Source organism: Pseudomonas sp. FBCC-B1667 (genome assembly GCF_059133255.1).
This window is the reverse complement of record NZ_CP101437.1, coordinates 1198153-1214938: the sequence shown is the minus strand read 5'-3', so window position 1 is coordinate 1214938 and position 16786 is coordinate 1198153. Positions and strand designations below refer to the sequence as shown.

At 59.5% G+C, this 16786-nt stretch carries 16 protein-coding genes; 9 read left to right on the top strand and 7 right to left on the bottom strand.

The genetic code is table 11. The features are described from left to right. The first annotated feature begins 96 nt into the window (after window positions 1-96). The 3 genes from NL116_RS05300 to NL116_RS05290 all read left to right on the top strand — a co-directional run bounded on the left by NL116_RS05300 (window position 97) and on the right by NL116_RS05290 (window position 2096). On the top strand, window positions 97-393 hold the full coding sequence (locus NL116_RS05300) for a DUF1244 domain-containing protein (protein WP_494376289.1): 297 nt from the start codon (window positions 97-99) through the stop codon (window positions 391-393). Continuing rightward, window positions 386-724: a HopJ type III effector protein gene (locus tag NL116_RS05295; RefSeq protein WP_494376288.1), complete on the top strand. Its 339-nt coding sequence runs from the start codon at window positions 386-388 to the stop codon at window positions 722-724. Before NL116_RS05300 ends, NL116_RS05295 begins: the two co-directional genes overlap by 8 nt. Before the next feature lie 121 nt (window positions 725-845). Further along, entirely contained in the window at window positions 846-2096 is a 1251-nt protein-coding gene (locus NL116_RS05290; protein WP_494376287.1) for a 2-aminoadipate transaminase, read from the top strand. Between the two features lie 184 nt (window positions 2097-2280). Here NL116_RS05290 and trxB read toward each other — a convergent pair whose 3' ends face one another. After that, a complete protein-coding gene (gene trxB / locus NL116_RS05285) occupies window positions 2281-3243 on the bottom strand; it encodes a thioredoxin-disulfide reductase (protein WP_494376286.1) in 963 nt (320 codons plus the stop codon). Window positions 3244-3556: 313 nt separating this feature from the next. On the opposite strand from trxB, the gene cysZ reads away from it, so the two are divergent. After that, window positions 3557-4309 (top strand): sulfate transporter CysZ, encoded by a 753-nt coding sequence (cysZ, locus tag NL116_RS05280; RefSeq protein ID WP_494376285.1) that lies wholly within the window; start codon window positions 3557-3559, stop codon window positions 4307-4309. A gap of 40 nt (window positions 4310-4349) precedes the next feature. After that, entirely contained in the window at window positions 4350-5549 is a 1200-nt protein-coding gene (locus NL116_RS05275) for a glycosyltransferase family 4 protein (RefSeq protein ID WP_494376284.1), read from the top strand. A gap of 116 nt (window positions 5550-5665) precedes the next feature. Here NL116_RS05275 and NL116_RS05270 read toward each other — a convergent pair whose 3' ends face one another. From NL116_RS05270 to NL116_RS05260, 3 genes are all read right to left on the bottom strand, one after another. Continuing rightward, entirely contained in the window at window positions 5666-6769 is a 1104-nt protein-coding gene (locus tag NL116_RS05270) for an NADH:flavin oxidoreductase (RefSeq protein WP_494376283.1), read from the bottom strand. Between the two features lie 154 nt (window positions 6770-6923). After that, on the bottom strand, window positions 6924-7406 hold the full coding sequence (locus NL116_RS05265; RefSeq protein WP_027924552.1) for a glutathione peroxidase: 483 nt from the start codon (window positions 7404-7406) through the stop codon (window positions 6924-6926). A 121-nt stretch (window positions 7407-7527) separates the two neighbouring features. Further along, entirely contained in the window at window positions 7528-8013 is a 486-nt protein-coding gene (locus NL116_RS05260) for an FKBP-type peptidyl-prolyl cis-trans isomerase (RefSeq protein WP_494376282.1), read from the bottom strand. Here NL116_RS05260 and NL116_RS05255 point away from each other — a divergent pair. The 3 genes from NL116_RS05255 to yihG are packed head-to-tail and all read left to right on the top strand — an operon-like array spanning window position 7982 to window position 11386. Beyond that, window positions 7982-8320 carry a DUF3565 domain-containing protein gene (locus tag NL116_RS05255; RefSeq protein WP_081743972.1) on the top strand — a complete coding sequence of 113 codons (339 nt, stop codon included), beginning with the start codon at window positions 7982-7984 and terminating at the stop codon, window positions 8318-8320. The two genes, NL116_RS05260 and NL116_RS05255, sit on opposite strands and share 32 nt — an antisense overlap. Window positions 8321-8380: 60 nt before the next feature. Continuing rightward, on the top strand, window positions 8381-10480 hold the full coding sequence (gene pta, locus NL116_RS05250; RefSeq protein ID WP_494376281.1) for a phosphate acetyltransferase: 2100 nt from the start codon (window positions 8381-8383) through the stop codon (window positions 10478-10480). Next, window positions 10481-11386: a 1-acylglycerol-3-phosphate O-acyltransferase, YihG family gene (gene yihG / locus NL116_RS05245; RefSeq protein ID WP_494376280.1), complete on the top strand. Its 906-nt coding sequence runs from the start codon at window positions 10481-10483 to the stop codon at window positions 11384-11386. A 182-nt stretch (window positions 11387-11568) separates the two neighbouring features. Here the strand turns inward: yihG and cysN are convergent, their stop codons facing one another. The 3 genes from cysN to NL116_RS05230 all read right to left on the bottom strand — a co-directional run bounded on the left by cysN (window position 11569) and on the right by NL116_RS05230 (window position 15404). Then, window positions 11569-13467, bottom strand: a complete 1899-nt coding sequence (gene cysN / locus NL116_RS05240; protein WP_494376279.1) for a sulfate adenylyltransferase subunit CysN — start codon at window positions 13465-13467, stop codon at window positions 11569-11571. A gap of 9 nt (window positions 13468-13476) precedes the next feature. Beyond that, window positions 13477-14394, bottom strand: coding sequence for a sulfate adenylyltransferase subunit CysD (gene cysD / locus NL116_RS05235; protein ID WP_027924547.1), 918 nt, complete (start codon window positions 14392-14394; stop codon window positions 13477-13479). 251 nt (window positions 14395-14645) lie between these two features. Then, window positions 14646-15404: a Nif3-like dinuclear metal center hexameric protein gene (locus NL116_RS05230; protein ID WP_494376278.1), complete on the bottom strand. Its 759-nt coding sequence runs from the start codon at window positions 15402-15404 to the stop codon at window positions 14646-14648. Between the two features lie 102 nt (window positions 15405-15506). Here NL116_RS05230 and algW point away from each other — a divergent pair, with 102 nt between their 5' ends. Beyond that, a complete protein-coding gene (algW, locus tag NL116_RS05225) occupies window positions 15507-16667 on the top strand; it encodes a Do family serine endopeptidase AlgW (RefSeq protein WP_027924545.1) in 1161 nt (386 codons plus the stop codon). The last annotated feature ends 119 nt before the right edge of the window (window positions 16668-16786 follow it).

Genomic DNA, 16786 nt, shown 5'->3' with positions numbered 1-16786 from the left:
CTTCAAGCTTCAAGCTTCAGGCGTTAAGCTACAAGCCACCGCAATCCATCTTGCAGCTTGAAGCTTGCCGCTCGAAGCTGCCTCGCAGAGGCCCCCATGAACGATCAACAACGCCTGGAACTTGAAGCCGCCGCCTTTCGCCGGCTAGTGGCCCATCTGGACAGCCGCAAGGACGTGCAGAACATTGACCTGATGAACCTCTCGGGTTTCTGCCGCAACTGCCTGTCCAAGTGGTACAAGGCCGCTGCCGACGAACGCCAGATCGATGTCAGCCTCGATGAAGCCCGCGAAGTGGTTTACGGCATGCCGTACGCCGAATGGAAAGCCCAATACCAGCAAGAATCCAGCGCCGAACAGCAAGCGGCGTTCGCCAAAGGAAAACCCAATGAGTGATTTGAACACCCTGCGTGCCAGCCTAAAGAGCGGCGAACACGTCTTTGCAGACACCCTGGCTTTCATCGCCGCCGGTTACGACTATCAGCCAAAGGCCTTCAACAACGGCGGCGTGGAAAACGCCGCCGGTCAGAACGAAGGTTCGTGCAAGACCCTGGGTCTGGCGCTGCTGGAAGGCCTGAGCGACGAAGAAGCGCTGCTGGCGTTTGGCGAGCATTACCGCTCGGTGGTTGCAACGCCTGAAGGCAGCGACCACGGCAATATCCGCGCACTGATTGCTCAAGGGCTGGCTGGTGTGAAGTTCACTGAGCAACCGCTGACTCGCCGCTGATTCACGCCTGACTGCACATCCCGACTTTTAAGATTGACCCGGCCACTTTATTTCGTTTGCCCCAAACCGCTGCTCACGGCTTAGATAAAAAGAAGCATCCCTTCTTCAGAGTCGGTCATCCATGAGCAGCGAATCCATCAGCCGGTCGATCAACATCGTTCATCCTGTCACGCTCAGCCACGGCAAAAATGCCGAGGTCTGGGACACCGATGGCAAACGCTACATCGATTTCGTCGGTGGCATCGGCGTGCTGAACCTCGGCCATTGCCACCCGCGCATCGTCGACGCCATTCGCGAACAAGCCACCCGCCTGACCCACTACGCGTTCAATGCCGCGCCGCACGTGCCCTACCTCGAACTGATGGCGCGCCTGACCGCGTTCATGCCGGTGGATTACCCCGTCAGCGGCATGTTCACCAACAGCGGCGCGGAAGCAGCGGAAAACGCCTTGAAGATCGTCCGTGGCGCCACCGGCCGCACCGCCGTGATCGCCTTCGACGGCGCTTTCCACGGCCGCACCCTCGCCACCCTCAACCTCAACGGCAAGGTCGCCCCCTACAAACAGAAAGTCGGCGTGCTTCCCGGCCCGGTGTTTCACTTGCCTTACCCGAGCAAGGACAATGGCGTGACTTGCGCCGACGCGCTGAAGGCCATGGACCGACTGTTCAGTGTCGAAATCGACGTTGAAGACGTAGCGTGTTTCATTGTTGAACCGGTGCAGGGTGAAGCGGGCTTCCTGGCGATGGACGTGGCGTTTGCCCAAGCGTTGCGCACGTTCTGCGATGAAAAGAACATCCTGCTGATCGCGGATGAAATCCAGTCCGGCTTCGGCCGCACCGGCGAGCGCTTTGCGTTTTCGCGTTTAGGCATCGAGCCGGACCTGATTCTTCTAGGCAAAAGCATTGCTGGCGGTGTGCCGTTGGGCGCGGTGGTCGGCCGTCAGTCATTGCTCGACACTTTGCCCAAGGGCGGCCTGGGCGGGACTTATTCGGGCAATCCCATCGCCTGCGCCGCCGGACTGGCGACGCTGGATGAAATGACGGATGCCAACCTGCAAGCCTGGGGCGCACAGCAGGAAGAAGCGATCGTCAGCCGTTACCAAGCCTGGCGCGACAGCAAACTTTCACCGTATCTGGGCCGTTTGACCGGCGTTGGCGCGATGCGCGGCATTGAATTGGCCCATGCCGATGGCACACCGGCGCCGGCTCAGTTGACGCAGCTGCTGGCGTTAGCTCGAGACGCAGGCTTGCTGCTGATGCCCAGCGGCAAGTCGCGCCACATCATCCGGCTGTTGGCGCCGTTGACCACCGAAGCCTCCGTGCTGGAGGAAGGGCTGGACATCCTTGAGGCCTGCCTGAAGAAATTGGACTGAGCCCAAAGCCATGCAATCCCTGTGGGAGCGAGCTTGCTCGCGATGGCAGTTGATCATTCAACATTGATGTCGACTGATACACCGCTATCGCGAGCCAGCTCGCTCCCACAGGTTCTTCGGTCGGCCACAAAATCGCGGACATAAAAAAACCGGCTGCAAAGCCGGTTTTTTCATTTCAACGATCTCAGAACTTGGCGTTCTGCAGGTCGTCCAAGTAACGCTCGGTGTCCAGTGCGGCCATGCAGCCAGCGCCGGCCGAGGTAATGGCCTGACGGTAAACGTGGTCAGCCACGTCACCGGCGGCAAAGACACCTTCGACGCTGGTCGCTGTGGCATTGCCTTCACGGCCGCCCTGCACCACGAGGTAGCCGTCTTTCAACGTCAGCTGACCTTCGAACAACGAGGTGTTCGGGGTGTGGCCGATGGCGATAAATACGCCGTCGACTTTCAGCTCGTCGAAGCTGCCGTCGTTGTTCTTCAGGCGAGCACCGGTCACGCCCATGTTATCGCCCAGGACTTCATCCAGGTTCGAGTTCAGCTTCAGTTCGATCTTGCCTTCGGCAACCCGGGCATTGAGCTTATCGATCAGGATCTTCTCGGCGCGGAAGGTTTCGCGACGGTGGATCAGGGTCACCTTGCTGGCGATGTTGGCCAGGTACAGGGCTTCTTCAACCGCGGTGTTGCCGCCGCCGACCACCGCCACTGGCTTGTTGCGATAGAAGAAACCGTCGCAGGTCGCACAGGCCGACACGCCTTTGCCCATGAACGCTTCTTCGGACGGCAGACCCAGGTAACGAGCGCTGGCGCCGGTCGCGATGATCAGTGCGTCGCAGGTGTACTTCGCGCTGTCGCCGATCAGGGTGTAAGGCTTGGAAGCAAAGTCCACGGCATTGATGTGATCGAACACGATCTCGGTTTCAAAGCGCTCGGCGTGCTCCTTCATGCGCTCCATCAGCGCCGGGCCGGTCAGGCCGTGGACGTCGCCGGGCCAGTTGTCGACTTCGGTAGTGGTGGTCAGTTGACCGCCGGCCTGCATGCCGGTGATCAGCAATGGCTTGAGGTTGGCACGGGCGGCATAGACCGCAGCGCTGTACCCGGCAGGGCCGGAACCGAGAATAATCACTCGCGAATGACGGACTTCAGACATGACCTGCTCCTGTTGACCGGCCCTGAAAATCGGGCACGGAACGCCGGGTTGCCGGCGGGAATAAAAAAGGACCGTGGTTGACCTTGGGGAAGGCTTGAGTACGACAGTCCTGCAAAAAGAATGGGTGCAGCGTATCGAGGGGGCGAAGATTAAGGAAATACGGTTTAACAATCCAGCTCATAGGTGGCCTCTATCCCACTGAAGCGACTCTATAGGCGTCTTTGTTACAGTGGATGTCGATACCGCCCCCGCGCTTTCCCCCATTCGGCAAAGCCGGTAAGGTCGGCGCGTTTCCCTCTGCCCGGAGCACGTTATGCCCGCACCCGTCCTGTCCGGACCGCAATACCTGCGCGAAGGCCTCAAGTTGGTCCTCAGCCCAAGCCTGCGTTTATTCGTGTTGTTGCCGCTGGCCATCAACCTGGTGCTGTTCGTCGGATTGATTTATCTGGCCGGCCATCAATTCAGTCTGTGGGTCGATACACTGATGCCCACCCTGCCCGACTGGCTGAGTTTTCTCAGCTACATCCTCTGGCCGATTTTTGTGGTGCTGGTGGTGTTGATGGTGTTTTTCACCTTCACCCTGCTCGCCAACGTCATCGCCGCGCCGTTCAACGGCTTCCTCGCGGAAAAAGTCGAAGTGGTGGTACGCGGCACCGACGATTTCCCGTCCTTCAGCTGGGGCGAACTGATCGCCATGATCCCGCGCACCCTGTCCCGAGAGATGCGCAAACTGGGCTACTTCCTGCCCCGGGCGATCGGGCTGTTCATCCTGTCTTTCATCCCGGTGGTCAATATTATTGCTGCGCCGCTGTGGCTGCTGTTCGGGGTGTGGATGATGGCGATTCAGTACATCGACTACCCGGCGGACAACCACAAGCTGGGCTGGAACGATATGCTCGCCTGGCTGCGGCAGAAGCGCTGGCAGAGCATGAGTTTCGGCGGGATCGTGTATCTGGTGCTGTTGATCCCGGTGGTCAACATTCTGATGATGCCGGCCGCCGTGGCCGGGGCGACGCTGTTCTGGGTCCGTGAGCGCGGCGCGGAAAATCTGGTAGCCCAGCGCTGACCAGGTCATAAATCCATCATCAAAGCGCCACAATGACGACATGGCCTCAGCCCACACTGAGGTCATGACGACAGCTCTGCATATCACCCTGATCACTGAAACATTCCCTCCGGAAATCAATGGCGTGGCCAATACCCTCGGCCGTTTGTGCGACGGCTTGCGCGCGCGTGGGCATCAGGTGGAATTGGTCCGGCCACGCCAACTGTGTGATCAGCAGATAAGCGGTGACGATGATTTGCTGTTGTGTCGCGGCTGGCCGCTGCCGGGCTATCCCGGCTTGCAGTGGGGCCAGTCATCGATGCACAAGTTGCTCAGGCGCTGGACCCGACATCGACCAGACGTGCTGTACATCGCCACTGAAGGACCGCTGGGCCTGTCAGCGTTGCGCGCGGCACGGCGGTTGGGGATTTCGGTGGTCAGCGGCTTTCACACCAACTTTCAGCAGTACTCCCGCCAATACGGACTGGGGTTGCTGACGCGCCTGCTGACTCACTACCTGCGCTGGTTCCACAACCGTTCAACCCTGACCCTGGTGCCGAGCCCCAGCCAGCGGATAGAGCTTGAGCGTCGCAGTTTCGAACGCCTGGCCTTGCTCTCCCGGGGCGTCGACAGTCAATTGTTTCATCCGAGCAAAAGACTGCCAGCACTGCGCGGACAGTGGGGACTGGCCGACGATGACATTGCGATCATTCATGTCGGGCGTTTGGCCCCCGAGAAAAACCTGGGCTTGCTCAAGCGCAGTGTCGATGCCCTGAAAGCGACTTATCCACAGCGCAATCTGCGCTTGATCGTAATCGGCGACGGCCCGCAACGAGCGGTGCTGGAGCAGGAACTGCCCGAGGCAGTTTTCTGCGGCGCACAGCGTGGCGAAGCGTTGGCCAGTCACTACGCATCAGGTGATGTGTTTCTGTTTCCAAGCATGACCGAAACCTTTGGCAACGTAGTGCTTGAGGCATTGGCCTCGGGGCTGGGGGTGGTCGCTTACGATCAGGCGGCGGCAGCCCAGCATATCCGTCATGGCTATAACGGCGTGCTGGCGATGCCGGGGGATGAAGAGGCGTTCTGTGATGCGGCCGCATGGCTGCTGCAAGAGCGTGAGACCTTGCGATGTGTGCGCTTGAATGCACGCCAGCATGCGAGGCGCCAGGGTTGGGCGGCGATCATCGAGCAGTTCGAGGGGCAGTTGCGGGGGGCGTGTGGTGGGGAAGTGGTGGTGCCGAATGCATCGACCGTACCCTGATTTTTTGGTGACATTGGGTCAGTCATCGCGAGCAGGCTCACTCCTACAGGGGTCTGTGTCGTGCACAAAACCTGTGGGAGCGAGCTTGCTCGCGATAGCGTCCTTCCAGTCGCCGCTTAAACCAGCGTCATCAACGCCTCACGGCTGAACGGCAGGATGTCTTCTTCACGACCATCACGCACCTTCTGCGCCCAGTCCGGATCAACCAGCAACGCACGACCCACAGCCACCAGGTCGAATTCGTCGTTGTTCAAGCGCTCCAGCAGTTTCTCCAGGCTCGCCGGTTGGGCGATCTTGTCGGTGTTGACCATGAACTGCAGGAACTCGCCATCCAGGCCCACGCTGCCTACGGTAATGGTCGGCTTACCCGTCAATTTACGGGTCCAGCCGGCAAGGTTCAGCTCGGAACCGTCGAATTCCGGCTCCCAGAAACGGCGTGTCGAGCAGTGGAAAATATCCACGCCAGCGTCGGACAATGGCTTGAGGAATTCGCCCAGCGCTTCCGGCGTTTGCACCAGACGCGCGGTGTAATCCTGCTGCTTCCACTGCGAGAATCGGAAAATGATCGGGAAACCTTCGCCGACTGCGGCACGGACGGCTTGAATCAGTTCGATGGCGAAACGTGAACGGTTGGCCAGATCACCGCCGTATTCGTCGGTGCGCTGGTTGCTGCCGTCCCAGAAGAACTGATCGACCAGATAACCGTGGGCGCCGTGGATTTCCACGCCATCCATGCCGATGCTCTGGGCATCCTTGGCGGCTTGGGCGAACGCGGCGATCACCTCCTGGATATCTTGTTTGGTCATGCCGTGAACCACGACCTGACCGTCCTTCAGTTTTTCCGACGGGCCGTAACCCGGCACGCTCGCATCCGGTTCGGTGCCGATACGGCGCACGCTACCGACATGCCACAACTGTGGAACGATCTTTCCGCCTTCGGCGTGCACTGCATCGACGACTTTCTTCCAGCCGGCCAGTGCGGCTTCACCGTAGAAATGCGGCACGTTCGGGTAGCCGTTCGACGCCTTGTGACCGACAGTGGTGCCTTCGGTGATGATCAAGCCCACGCCAGCGGCGGCGCGGCGACGGTAGTACTCGATCACTTTGGAATTAGGCACGCCGCCTGGCGAAAACGAGCGGGTCATCGGCGCCATGACGACGCGGGTCGGCAGTTCGAGGGTGCCGAGGTGGAACGGTTTGAACAGGGCTTTAATTGGCATGGGCACTCCACGAAAACGATATCGACGGGATGAAATTTTATGACGGCGATAATATGTGCAGTTCAATGTGATGCACAGCACTATTGATCTGGGTGATTAAGGGTCAAAAGGCGCGCATAAAAAATCGCAGCCCGAGGGCTGCGATTTTTGGGGTTCAGCTCAACGCTTTTTCAATTGCATGCACGATCGTCGGGTCATCCGGCGCCGTACGCGGGGAAAACCGCGCCAGCACACGACCGTCCTTGCCCAGCAGGAATTTTTCGAAGTTCCAGGTAATGTCACCCGGGAACTCCGCACCCTCGCCCGCCAGCAGACGGTACAGCTGATGACGTTCATGCCCGTTGACTTCCAGCTTGCTGGACAACGGAAAGGTCACGCCATAGTTGAGGCTGCAAAACTCCTGGATTTCCTGCTCGGAGCCCGGCTCCTGCCCGGCAAACTGGTTGCAAGGCAAGCCGAGTACGCTGAAACCCTTGCCTTTGTATTGCTGGTAGAGGTTTTCCAGCGCTGCGTACTGTGGGGTCAAGCCACATTTGGAGGCGACGTTGACTACCAGCACGACTTGCCCTTTGAAAGGCGCCAGCGGTAGCTCCTGTCCATCCAGGGCTGTCAACTTAAGGTCGTGAAAAGCACTCATGACGAACTCCAAATTCCCGTGTTCTTCTCGAAACAGCCACTTGGCAATCGCCAGGGACAGCCGCCGACTAAAAAGGCGCCCTCAAGGCGCCTCTCCAGTTCTCTGAGCTTAGCGCAGAAAATCAGTGGTGATGGCCACCTTCGCCATGGACGTGACCATGAGCGATTTCTTCCTGGCTGGCGTCACGAATGTCGATGATCTTGACTTGGAAATTCAGGCGCTGACCGGCCAACGGGTGGTTGCCGTCGACGGTGACTTCGTCGCCGTCCAGATCGCGAATGGTGACGATCTGCATCTGACCGTCTGGCGCGGAAGCGTGGAACTGCATGCCCACTTCCAGTTCGTCGACGCCTTCGAACATGCTGCGGCTCAAAGTGCTGACCAGTTCGGCAGCGTACTCGCCGTAAGCATCTTCAGGTTCAACGGCAACGGTCAGTTCGTCACCGACTTTCTTGCCTTCCAGTGCCTTTTCCAGGCCCGGGATGATGTTACCTGCGCCTTGCAGGTAGACCAGCGGCGCGCCACCGGCGGAGCTGTCGATGACCTCACCAGCGTCGTTGGTCAGGGTATAGTCGATGGAGACAGCCTTATTGGCGGCGATCAGCATGGGGCGAGACCTTTTGCATAAGAATGAAGAAAGGCCAAGTTTAGCGAAGCCATCGCCCGAAAGCGAACACAACCCGGACGGAAGGTTGGCGACGCCAGGGGCAACGGTCACCGGTTTCCATCAGGATGAGGACGGGCATTGGGTGGCGGAGCTTTCCTGTGGCCACACCCAGCACCTGCGCCATCAGCCACCGTGGCAATCGCGCGCCTGGGTCCTCGACCCCGCGCAACGTATTGAAAAAATAGGCCAGCCCTTTGACTGCGGTTGGTGCGCACAAGGCCCGGTTAGCGATAACCTTGGCGACTGAATTTCGGTAGATCGTCAGGTATAAACGATCGCCTTTGCCATGCTCCCTTAGAGAATCCGCATGCAAACTTTTTTTATCGCACCCACCGATTTTGGTGTGGGTCTGACCTCCATCAGCCTCGGGCTGGTGCGCACGCTTGAGCGCGCCGGCCTCAAAGTCGGTTTTTTCAAACCGATTGCCCAACCACATCCGGGTGACACCGGCCCGGAACGTTCCACCGAATTGGTGGCGCGCACCCACGGCTTGCGGCCACCGCAACCACTCGGTCTGGCGCACGTCGAGCGGATGCTCGGCGATGGTCAGCTGGATGAGCTGCTCGAAGAAATCATCACCCTTTATCAGCAAGCCGCTGTCGGCAAGGACGTGCTGGTCGTCGAAGGCATGGTCCCGACCCGCAGCGCCAGTTACGCCGCACGGGTCAACCTGCATTTGGCCAAGAGCCTGGATGCCGACGTGATTCTGGTCTCGGCGCCGGAAAGCGAAGCCCTGACCGAACTCTCTGGCCGCGTGGAATTGCAGGCGCAATTGTTCGGCGGGCCGAAAGACCCGAAAGTCCTCGGCGTGATCCTCAACAAGGTCAAGACCGACGAAAGCATGGACGCCTTCGCCACGCGCCTGAAGGAACACTCACCATTGCTGCGCAGCGGTGATTTCCGTCTGCTGGGCTGCATCCCGTTCCGACCGGAATTGAACGCCCCGCGCACTCGGGACGTGGCCGATTTGATGGGCGCACAAATCCTCAATGCTGGCGACTACGAAACCCGCCGCATGACCAACATCATCATCTGCGCCCGCACCATGCGTAACACTGTGGAGCTGCTCAAGCCCGGTGTGCTGGTGGTGACGCCCGGTGATCGCGACGACATTATCCTCGCCGTCAGCCTCGCCGCCATGAACGGCGTGCCGCTGGCCGGCCTGCTGCTGACCAGCGACACCCTGCCCGACCCGCGCATCATGGACCTGTGCCGTGGCGCGTTGCAGGCGGGTTTACCGGTGTTGTCGGTGAGCACCGGCTCCTACGACACCGCCAACCAGTTGAACGGTTTGAACAAGGAAATCCCGATCGATGACCGCGAACGTGCGGAGATCATCACCGATTTCGTCGCCAGCCACCTCGATGCCAACTGGCTGCACCAGCGCTGCGGCACCCCGCGTGAGATGCGTCTGTCGCCCGCCGTGTTCCGCTATCAATTGATCCAGCGCGCCCAGGCCGCCAACAAGCGCATCGTGCTGCCAGAAGGCAGCGAGCCGTTGACCGTGCAAGCCGCGGCGATCTGTCAGGCCCGTGGCATTGCCCGTTGCGTGTTGCTGGCGAAACCGGCGGACGTCGAAGCCGTGGCCCGCGCTCAAGGTATCGATCTACCGCCCGGCCTGGAAATTCTCGACCCGGACCTGATTCGCGAACGCTATGTCGAGCCAATGGTTGCGCTGCGCAAAAGCAAAAGTCTCAACGCACCGATGGCCGAGCAGCAACTGGAAGACACCGTAGTGATCGGCACCATGATGCTGGCGCTGGATGAAGTCGATGGCCTCGTCTCCGGCGTCATCCACTCCACCGCCAACACCATCCGCCCTGCCCTGCAGCTGATTAAAACGGCACCGGGTTGCACCTTGGTGTCGTCGGTGTTCTTCATGCTGTTCCCCGAAGAAGTGCTGGTCTACGGCGACTGCGTGATGAACCCGCACCCGAGCGCCAGCGAACTGGCCGAGATCGCCCTGCAAAGCGCCGATTCGGCGGCCGCGTTCGGCATCACTCCGCGCGTGGCAATGATCAGCTATTCCAGCGGTGAGTCCGCCACCGGCGAAGAAGTCGAGAAAGTGCGCGAAGCGACGCTGCTCGCCCACGAACAGCAAAACGCGCTGCTGATCGACGGTCCGCTGCAGTACGACGCCGCCGCCAACGAAACCGTCGCCCGGCAACTGGCTCCCAACAGCCAGGTCGCCGGTCGCGCAACGGTGTTCGTGTTCCCCGACCTGAACACCGGCAACACCACCCACAAAGCCGTGCAGCGCAGCGCCGACTGCGTGAGTCTCGGGCCAATGCTGCAAGGCCTGCGCAAACCGGTGAACGACCTGCCGCGCGGTGCGCAAGTCGATGACATCGTCTACACCATCGCGTTGACCGCGATCCAGGCTGCCAACCGACCTATGGATGTTTAAATGCTGGATTCCCTGCCTGCCGCCGTGCGCGGTGTGATTGCCTCGTTATTGTTGGCCCTCAATACCATCTTGCTTTGCTCGTTTCTGTTCTGCGTGGCGATTTTCAAGGTGCTGCCGTTCGCCATCACCCAGCGTTTCACGCGCTGGTTGATGAGCCACACCCATGAAGCGTGGGTCAGCAATAACAAAGCGTGGATGAACCTGGTCTGCCGCACCCGCTGGCACCTCAGCGGCCTGGAAGGTCTGGACTATCGGCACTCGTACCTGATCACCAGCAACCACCAGAGCTGGGTCGACATCATGGTGCTGCAATACGTGCTCAACCGTCGCATCCAGCCGCTGAAGTTTTTTCTCAAGCAAGAGCTGATCTGGGTGCCGGTGATCGGTCTGGCCTGGTGGACGCTGGGCTTTCCGTTCATGAAGCGCTACTCCAAGGCGTATCTGGAAAAGCACCCGGAGAAAAAAGGCAAAGACCTGGAAACCACCCGCAAGACCTGCGCGAAATTTCGCAACAGCCCGGTGGGGATTTTCAACTTCGTTGAGGGCACGCGCTTCACCGAGGGCAAGCATGCCCAGCAGAAATCACCGTTCAAATATTTGCTCAAACCCAAGGCCGGCGGCATTGCATTTGTGCTGGACGCGATGGGCGAGCAGCTGGAGTCCATCGTCAACGTGACGATTCACTATCCGGGCGGCCGTCCGGGGTATTGGGATTTGCTCTGCGGGAATGTGAAGGATGTGGTCGTGCATTTTCAGGAGCTGAAGATACCGCCGCAGTTTATCGGCAAGAACTACGACCAGGATGGCGAGTATCGATTGCAGTTTCAGGGGTGGATCAATCAGCTGTGGCTGGATAAGGATGCATTGCTGGAGCAGATGCATCGGGAGTATCCGGGCAAGTCTTGAGGCGCCTGTACTGACCTGTTCGCGAGCAAGCCCGCCCCCCTGTCAGATCTTCGGTGAACACAGGTTTCGCGAACGCCAGAGATTGAATGTGGAAGCGGGCTTGCTCGCGAAGGCGCCCTCCCGGACACAAAAAAACCCGCCGATGATTACTCATCGGCGGGTTTTTTATGGGCTGCCAGCGCTTAGATCGCGCCGCGGCTACGCAACAGATCCAGCACCTGCTTGACGCTTTCTTCCAGCGACAGCGACTGGGTGTCGACCACAAGGTCGGCATCGAGCGGCACATCGAACGGGAAGGAGTCGCCCGGGATGTTATCCCCGGCCGCCGCGTACAGACCTTGCGGGTCACGTTCGGCGCAAACAGCCGGCGAGGCCTGAACGTAAACAGTCAGCAAACGCTCTTTGCCGATCAGTTCCCGGGCCTGCTCACGACCTTCGGCACTCGGTGCAACGAAGGCTGCAAGGGTCAGCAAACCGGCTTCGTTGAACTGACGCGCCACGTGTGCCGCACGACGCCAGTTTTCGGTACGCCCGGCGCGATCCTGGGGCAGACCTTTGTTCAGGTCATGACGCAGGTTCTGGCCATCGAGCACAAACACTGCACGGCCCATGTCGAACAGCTTGCGTTCAACCGCGTAGGCCAGGGTGCTTTTTCCCGCGCCCGACAAGCCGCTGAACAACACGGTGGCCGGTTGCTGGCCAAAACGCTGGGCGCGTTCCTCGGTGGCGACGTGAGCAAGTTTGCCATGGTGCGTAGCGCTGCCATGCGCCACTGGCTGAGCGATGATCATGCCGGCAGCGACGGTGCCATTGGTCAAACGATCAATGACGATGAACGAACCGGTGGTGCGGTTACTCGCGTAACCGTCCAGCGCAATGGCCGCATCGAGGCTGATCTTGACACGACCGATCTCGTTCAACTGCAACGAGCTGGCAGGACCTTCTTCCATAGTGTTCACGTCAACGCGGTTGACGATGCTGGTGATCGAACCCGGCACGTACGTCGTGGCGCGCTTGATGTCGTATTTCTTGCCCGGCAGCATCGGTTCTTCAGCCATCCACACCAGCATGGCGTCAAAGGCGTCAGTCACTTGCGGCAGGTTGTCGGCGTGCACCAGCAGGTCGCCACGAGAGATGTCGATTTCGTCTTCCATGGTCAGCGTCACCGCCTGACCCGGCCCCGCGTGCTCCAGTTCACCCTCGAAGGTGACGATGGATTTTACGCGGCTGCTCTTGCCCGACGGCAGCACAACGACTTCGTCGCCCTTGTGCACGACGCCGCTGGCCAGGGTGCCGGCGAAACCTCGGAAATTAAGGTTCGGACGGTTGACGTATTGCACCGGGAAACGCAGGTCGGTGTAATTGCGGTCGCTGGCGATTTCGACCGTTTCCAGAATTTCCATCAGCGACTGGCCGGTGTACCACGGCGAGCGCTCGGACTTGTTCACCACGTTGTCGCCCTTGAGCGCCGACATAGGCACGAAGGCCATGGTGGTCGGCTTGAAGGCGATGCCTTCGGCGAACTTCAGGTAATCGGCCTTGATCGACTCGAAGACGTTTTCGTCGAAGCCATTGAGGTCCATCTTGTTGATGGCCACAACGATGTGTTTGATGCCAAGCAACGAGGCAATGAAGCTGTGGCGTCGGGTCTGGGTCTGCACACCGTAACGGGCGTCGACCAGAATGATCGCCAGGTCACAAGTGGATGCACCGGTGGCCATGTTGCGGGTGTACTGCTCATGGCCAGGGGTGTCGGCGATGATGAATTTGCGTTTGGCGGTGGAGAAGTAGCGGTAAGCGACATCGATGGTGATGCCCTGCTCACGCTCGGCCTGCAGGCCGTCGACCAGCAATGCCAGGTCGATGTCATCGCCGGTGGTGCCGACTTTTTTCGAATCGCGGGTAATGGCTTCCAGGTGATCTTCGTAGATCATTTTGGAATCGTGCAGCAGGCGCCCGATCAGGGTGCTCTTGCCGTCGTCGACATTGCCACAGGTCAGAAAGCGCAGCATTTCCTTGCGTTCGTGCTGGCCCAGGTAGGCGAGGATGTCCTCGCTGATCAAATCAGATACGTGCGACATGACAACCCCTTAGAAATAACCCTGACGTTTCTTTTCTTCCATCGAGCCTGCGCCATCATGGTCGATGACCCGGCCCTGGCGTTCGGAAGTTCGCGTCAGGAGCATTTCCTGAATGATGTCGGTCAGCGTGACAGCCTCGGACTCGACCGCACCGGTCAGCGGGTAGTCGCCGAGCGTACGGAAACGGACCTTCTTCTTGACGATGCGCGCCTTGTCTTCATCGCTCAGGTGATTGAGCAGGCGTTCGTCGTCGATCATGATCCAGGTGCCATTCATCTCGATGACGTCGCGCTCGGCGGCGAAATACAGCGGCACAATCGGGATGCCTTCGAGGTAGATGTACTGCCAGATGTCCAGTTCGGTCCAGTTCGACAATGGGAAAACGCGGATCGATTCGCCCTTGTTGACGTTGCCGTTGTAGACGTTCCACAGCTCTGGACGCTGGTTTTTCGGATCCCAGCGGTGCTTGGTGTCGCGGAAGGAATACACGCGCTCTTTGGCACGGGATTTCTCTTCGTCACGACGGGCACCGCCGAAAGCGGCATCGAAACCGTACTTGTCGAGGGCCTGCTTGAGGCCTTCGGTTTTCATGATGTCGGTGTGCTTGGCACTGCCGTGAGTCAGCGGGTTAATACCCTGCGCAACGCCATCGGGATTGACGTGGACCAGCAGGTCCAGGCCGAGTTCTTCGACCATACGGTCACGGAACGCGTACATTTCCTTGAACTTCCACCGGGTGTCGACGTGCATCACCGGGAACGGCAGCTTGCCCGGGAAGAATGCCTTGCGCGCAAGGTGCAGCATCACGGCGGAATCTTTGCCGACGGAGTACAGCATCACCGGGTTATCGAACTCGGCGGCGACCTCGCGGATGATGTGGATGCTTTCGGCCTCCAGCTGTTTCAGATGCGTCAGTTTGTCGACCATGGCTACTCACGAAAACGATCTTATGGACGGCCAGCGGGCCGTGTTCGAGCGAGGAATCCTAGCACAGCGACCTCTTCTAATCAGGACACCAACTAGATCGAAAGAGTATATGAATATACCCCCATGTTTGGCCAACGAGGCCTCTGTGGGAGCGAGCTTGCTCGCGATGACGGCGTGTCAGTCGACATCAATGTTGAATGTTAGTCGGCCATCGCGAGCAAGTTCGCTCCCACAGTGTTCCGTGGTGGATTTCAGATCGGATTCGGGCAATCGATAAAAATGTGTTCGAGGGCAAACCGGCGCGCCAGATAATCACCCAGTGCCTGCACACCATAACGCTCAGTGGCGTGATGGCCGGCGGCGATAAAGCTGATGTCGTTTTCCCTGGCACTGTGAAAGGTCTGCTCCGAGGCTTCACCGCTGAGGTACAGATCGACACCGGCCAACACCGCCTGATCGATGTAACCCTGACCGCCGCCCGTGCACCAGCCCACCCGGCGAATCATCTCGCTGCCTTCGATCAGCAACGGCTCACGGCCCATGACTTCCTGGACGCGACGGGCGAAATCGCGCGGCGTCATCGGTTCACTCAACGAACCGACCAGGCCAACGATTTTAAGGTTGTCCGGATCCAGCGGACCTTCGACGGTAATGTCGAGCTGTCGTGCCAGTTGCACGTTGTTGCCGACTTCCGGGTGCAGGTCCAATGGCAAGTGATAAGACAACAGGCTGATGTCGTGTTTGAGCAAGGTTTTCAACCGACGCTGCTTCATGCCGGTGATGCACGGGTTCTCGCCCTTCCAGAAATAACCGTGATGCACCAGCACCAGATCGGCGTTGGCCTCCACAGCGGCGTCAAGCAGCGCCTGACTCGCGGTGACGCCACTGACAATGCGCATCACTTGCGGCCGGCCCTCGACCTGCAAGCCGTTGGGGCAGTAATCGGCAATTTTGGAGCTGGTGAGGTAGCGGTCGGCTTCTTCGACCAGGGTGCTCAGGGCGACGGCCATAAAAGACTCCTAAATATCCCGTTCAGAGGCGCGCTTGGCCTCGTATAATGCGCGACATTATGGGCGGTCTCATACCGCCTGCAACCTTTCAGGAAGTGCTTAATGCTCAAGGCGCTGCGTTTTTCCGGCTGGCCGCTGTTGGCCGGCGTGCTTATCGCTCTTTTGATAATTCAGCGTTACCCGCAGTGGGTCGGGCTTCCGAGCCTCGACGTGAACTTGCAGCAAGCACCGCAAACCACCAGCGTGCAACAGGGGCCTGTGTCCTATGCCGACGCCGTGGTCATTGCCGCACCGGCGGTGGTCAACCTGTACACCACCAAGGTCATCAACAAACCGAATCACCCACTGTTCGAAGACCCGCAGTTCCGTCGCTTCTTCGGTGACAACTCGCCCAAGCAGAAGCGCATGGAGTCGAGCCTGGGTTCTGGCGTGATCATGAGCCCGGAAGGTTACATCCTGACCAACAACCACGTCACCACCGGTGCCGACCAGATTGTCGTGGCGCTCAAGGATGGCCGTGAGACCCTGGCTCGCGTGATCGGCAGCGACCCGGAAACCGATCTCGCGGTATTGAAGATCGACCTGAAGACCCTGCCGGCAATCACCATCGGCCGTTCCGACAACATCCGCATCGGCGACGTGGCGCTGGCCATCGGCAACCCGTTCGGTGTCGGCCAGACCGTGACCATGGGCATCATCAGCGCCACCGGGCGCAATCAGCTGGGCCTGAACAACTACGAAGATTTCATTCAGACCGATGCCGCTATCAACCCCGGCAACTCCGGCGGTGCGTTGGTGGACGCCAATGGCAACCTGACCGGCATCAACACGGCGATTTTCTCCAAATCTGGCGGCTCGCAAGGCATCGGGTTTGCGATCCCGGTCAAGCTGGCGATGGAAGTGATGAAGTCGATCATCGAACACGGCCAGGTGATTCGCGGCTGGCTGGGCATTGAAGTACAACCGTTGAGCCAGGAACTGGCGGAGTCGTTCGGCCTGTCGGGACGTCCAGGGATTGTAGTCGCGGGGATCTTCCGTGACGGTCCGGCGCAGAAAGCCGGCCTGCAATTGGGTGATGTGATTCTCAGCATCGACGGCGAACCGGCCGGCGATGGTCGCCGTTCGATGAACCAGGTGGCGCGAATCAAGCCAACGGACAAGGTCACGGTTCAAGTGATGCGCAATGGCAAGGAGCTCAAGCTCACGGCCGAGATCGGCCTGCGTCCGCCACCGGCGCCGGTCAAAGAGAAAGAAGAAGAGTAAGCAGCCAACAAAAAAACCTGTGGGAGCGAGCTTGCTCGCGATGAGGTCCTAACCTTCAACATCAATGTTGAAGGTTATACCGCTATCGCGAGCAAGCTCGCTCCCACAGGTTCAGCGGT

Bases quoted from the DNA above. Each gene is read 5' to 3' on its own strand.
- NL116_RS05260 (WP_494376282.1), bottom strand. From the start codon at position 8,013: ATGCTGATCGCCGCCAATAAGGCTGTCTCCATCGACTATACCCTGACC.
- NL116_RS05270 (WP_494376283.1), bottom strand. From the start codon at position 6,769: ATGCCAATTAAAGCCCTGTTCAAACCGTTCCACCTCGGCACCCTCGAA.
- trxB (WP_494376286.1), bottom strand. From the start codon at position 3,243: ATGTCTGAAGTCCGTCATTCGCGAGTGATTATTCTCGGTTCCGGCCCT.
- NL116_RS05265 (WP_027924552.1), bottom strand. From the start codon at position 7,406: ATGAGTGCTTTTCACGACCTTAAGTTGACAGCCCTGGATGGACAGGAG.
- cysN (WP_494376279.1), bottom strand. From the start codon at position 13,467: ATGTCGCACGTATCTGATTTGATCAGCGAGGACATCCTCGCCTACCTG.
- NL116_RS05290 (WP_494376287.1), top strand. From the start codon at position 846: ATGAGCAGCGAATCCATCAGCCGGTCGATCAACATCGTTCATCCTGTC.
- NL116_RS05275 (WP_494376284.1), top strand. From the start codon at position 4,350: ATGGCCTCAGCCCACACTGAGGTCATGACGACAGCTCTGCATATCACC.
- NL116_RS05295 (WP_494376288.1), top strand. From the start codon at position 386: ATGAGTGATTTGAACACCCTGCGTGCCAGCCTAAAGAGCGGCGAACAC.
- NL116_RS05230 (WP_494376278.1), bottom strand. From the start codon at position 15,404: ATGGCCGTCGCCCTGAGCACCCTGGTCGAAGAAGCCGACCGCTACCTC.
- yihG (WP_494376280.1), top strand. From the start codon at position 10,481: ATGCTGGATTCCCTGCCTGCCGCCGTGCGCGGTGTGATTGCCTCGTTA.
- NL116_RS05300 (WP_494376289.1), top strand. From the start codon at position 97: ATGAACGATCAACAACGCCTGGAACTTGAAGCCGCCGCCTTTCGCCGG.
- algW (WP_027924545.1), top strand. From the start codon at position 15,507: ATGCTCAAGGCGCTGCGTTTTTCCGGCTGGCCGCTGTTGGCCGGCGTG.
- NL116_RS05255 (WP_081743972.1), top strand. From the start codon at position 7,982: ATGGAGACAGCCTTATTGGCGGCGATCAGCATGGGGCGAGACCTTTTG.
- pta (WP_494376281.1), top strand. From the start codon at position 8,381: ATGCAAACTTTTTTTATCGCACCCACCGATTTTGGTGTGGGTCTGACC.
- cysD (WP_027924547.1), bottom strand. From the start codon at position 14,394: ATGGTCGACAAACTGACGCATCTGAAACAGCTGGAGGCCGAAAGCATC.
- cysZ (WP_494376285.1), top strand. From the start codon at position 3,557: ATGCCCGCACCCGTCCTGTCCGGACCGCAATACCTGCGCGAAGGCCTC.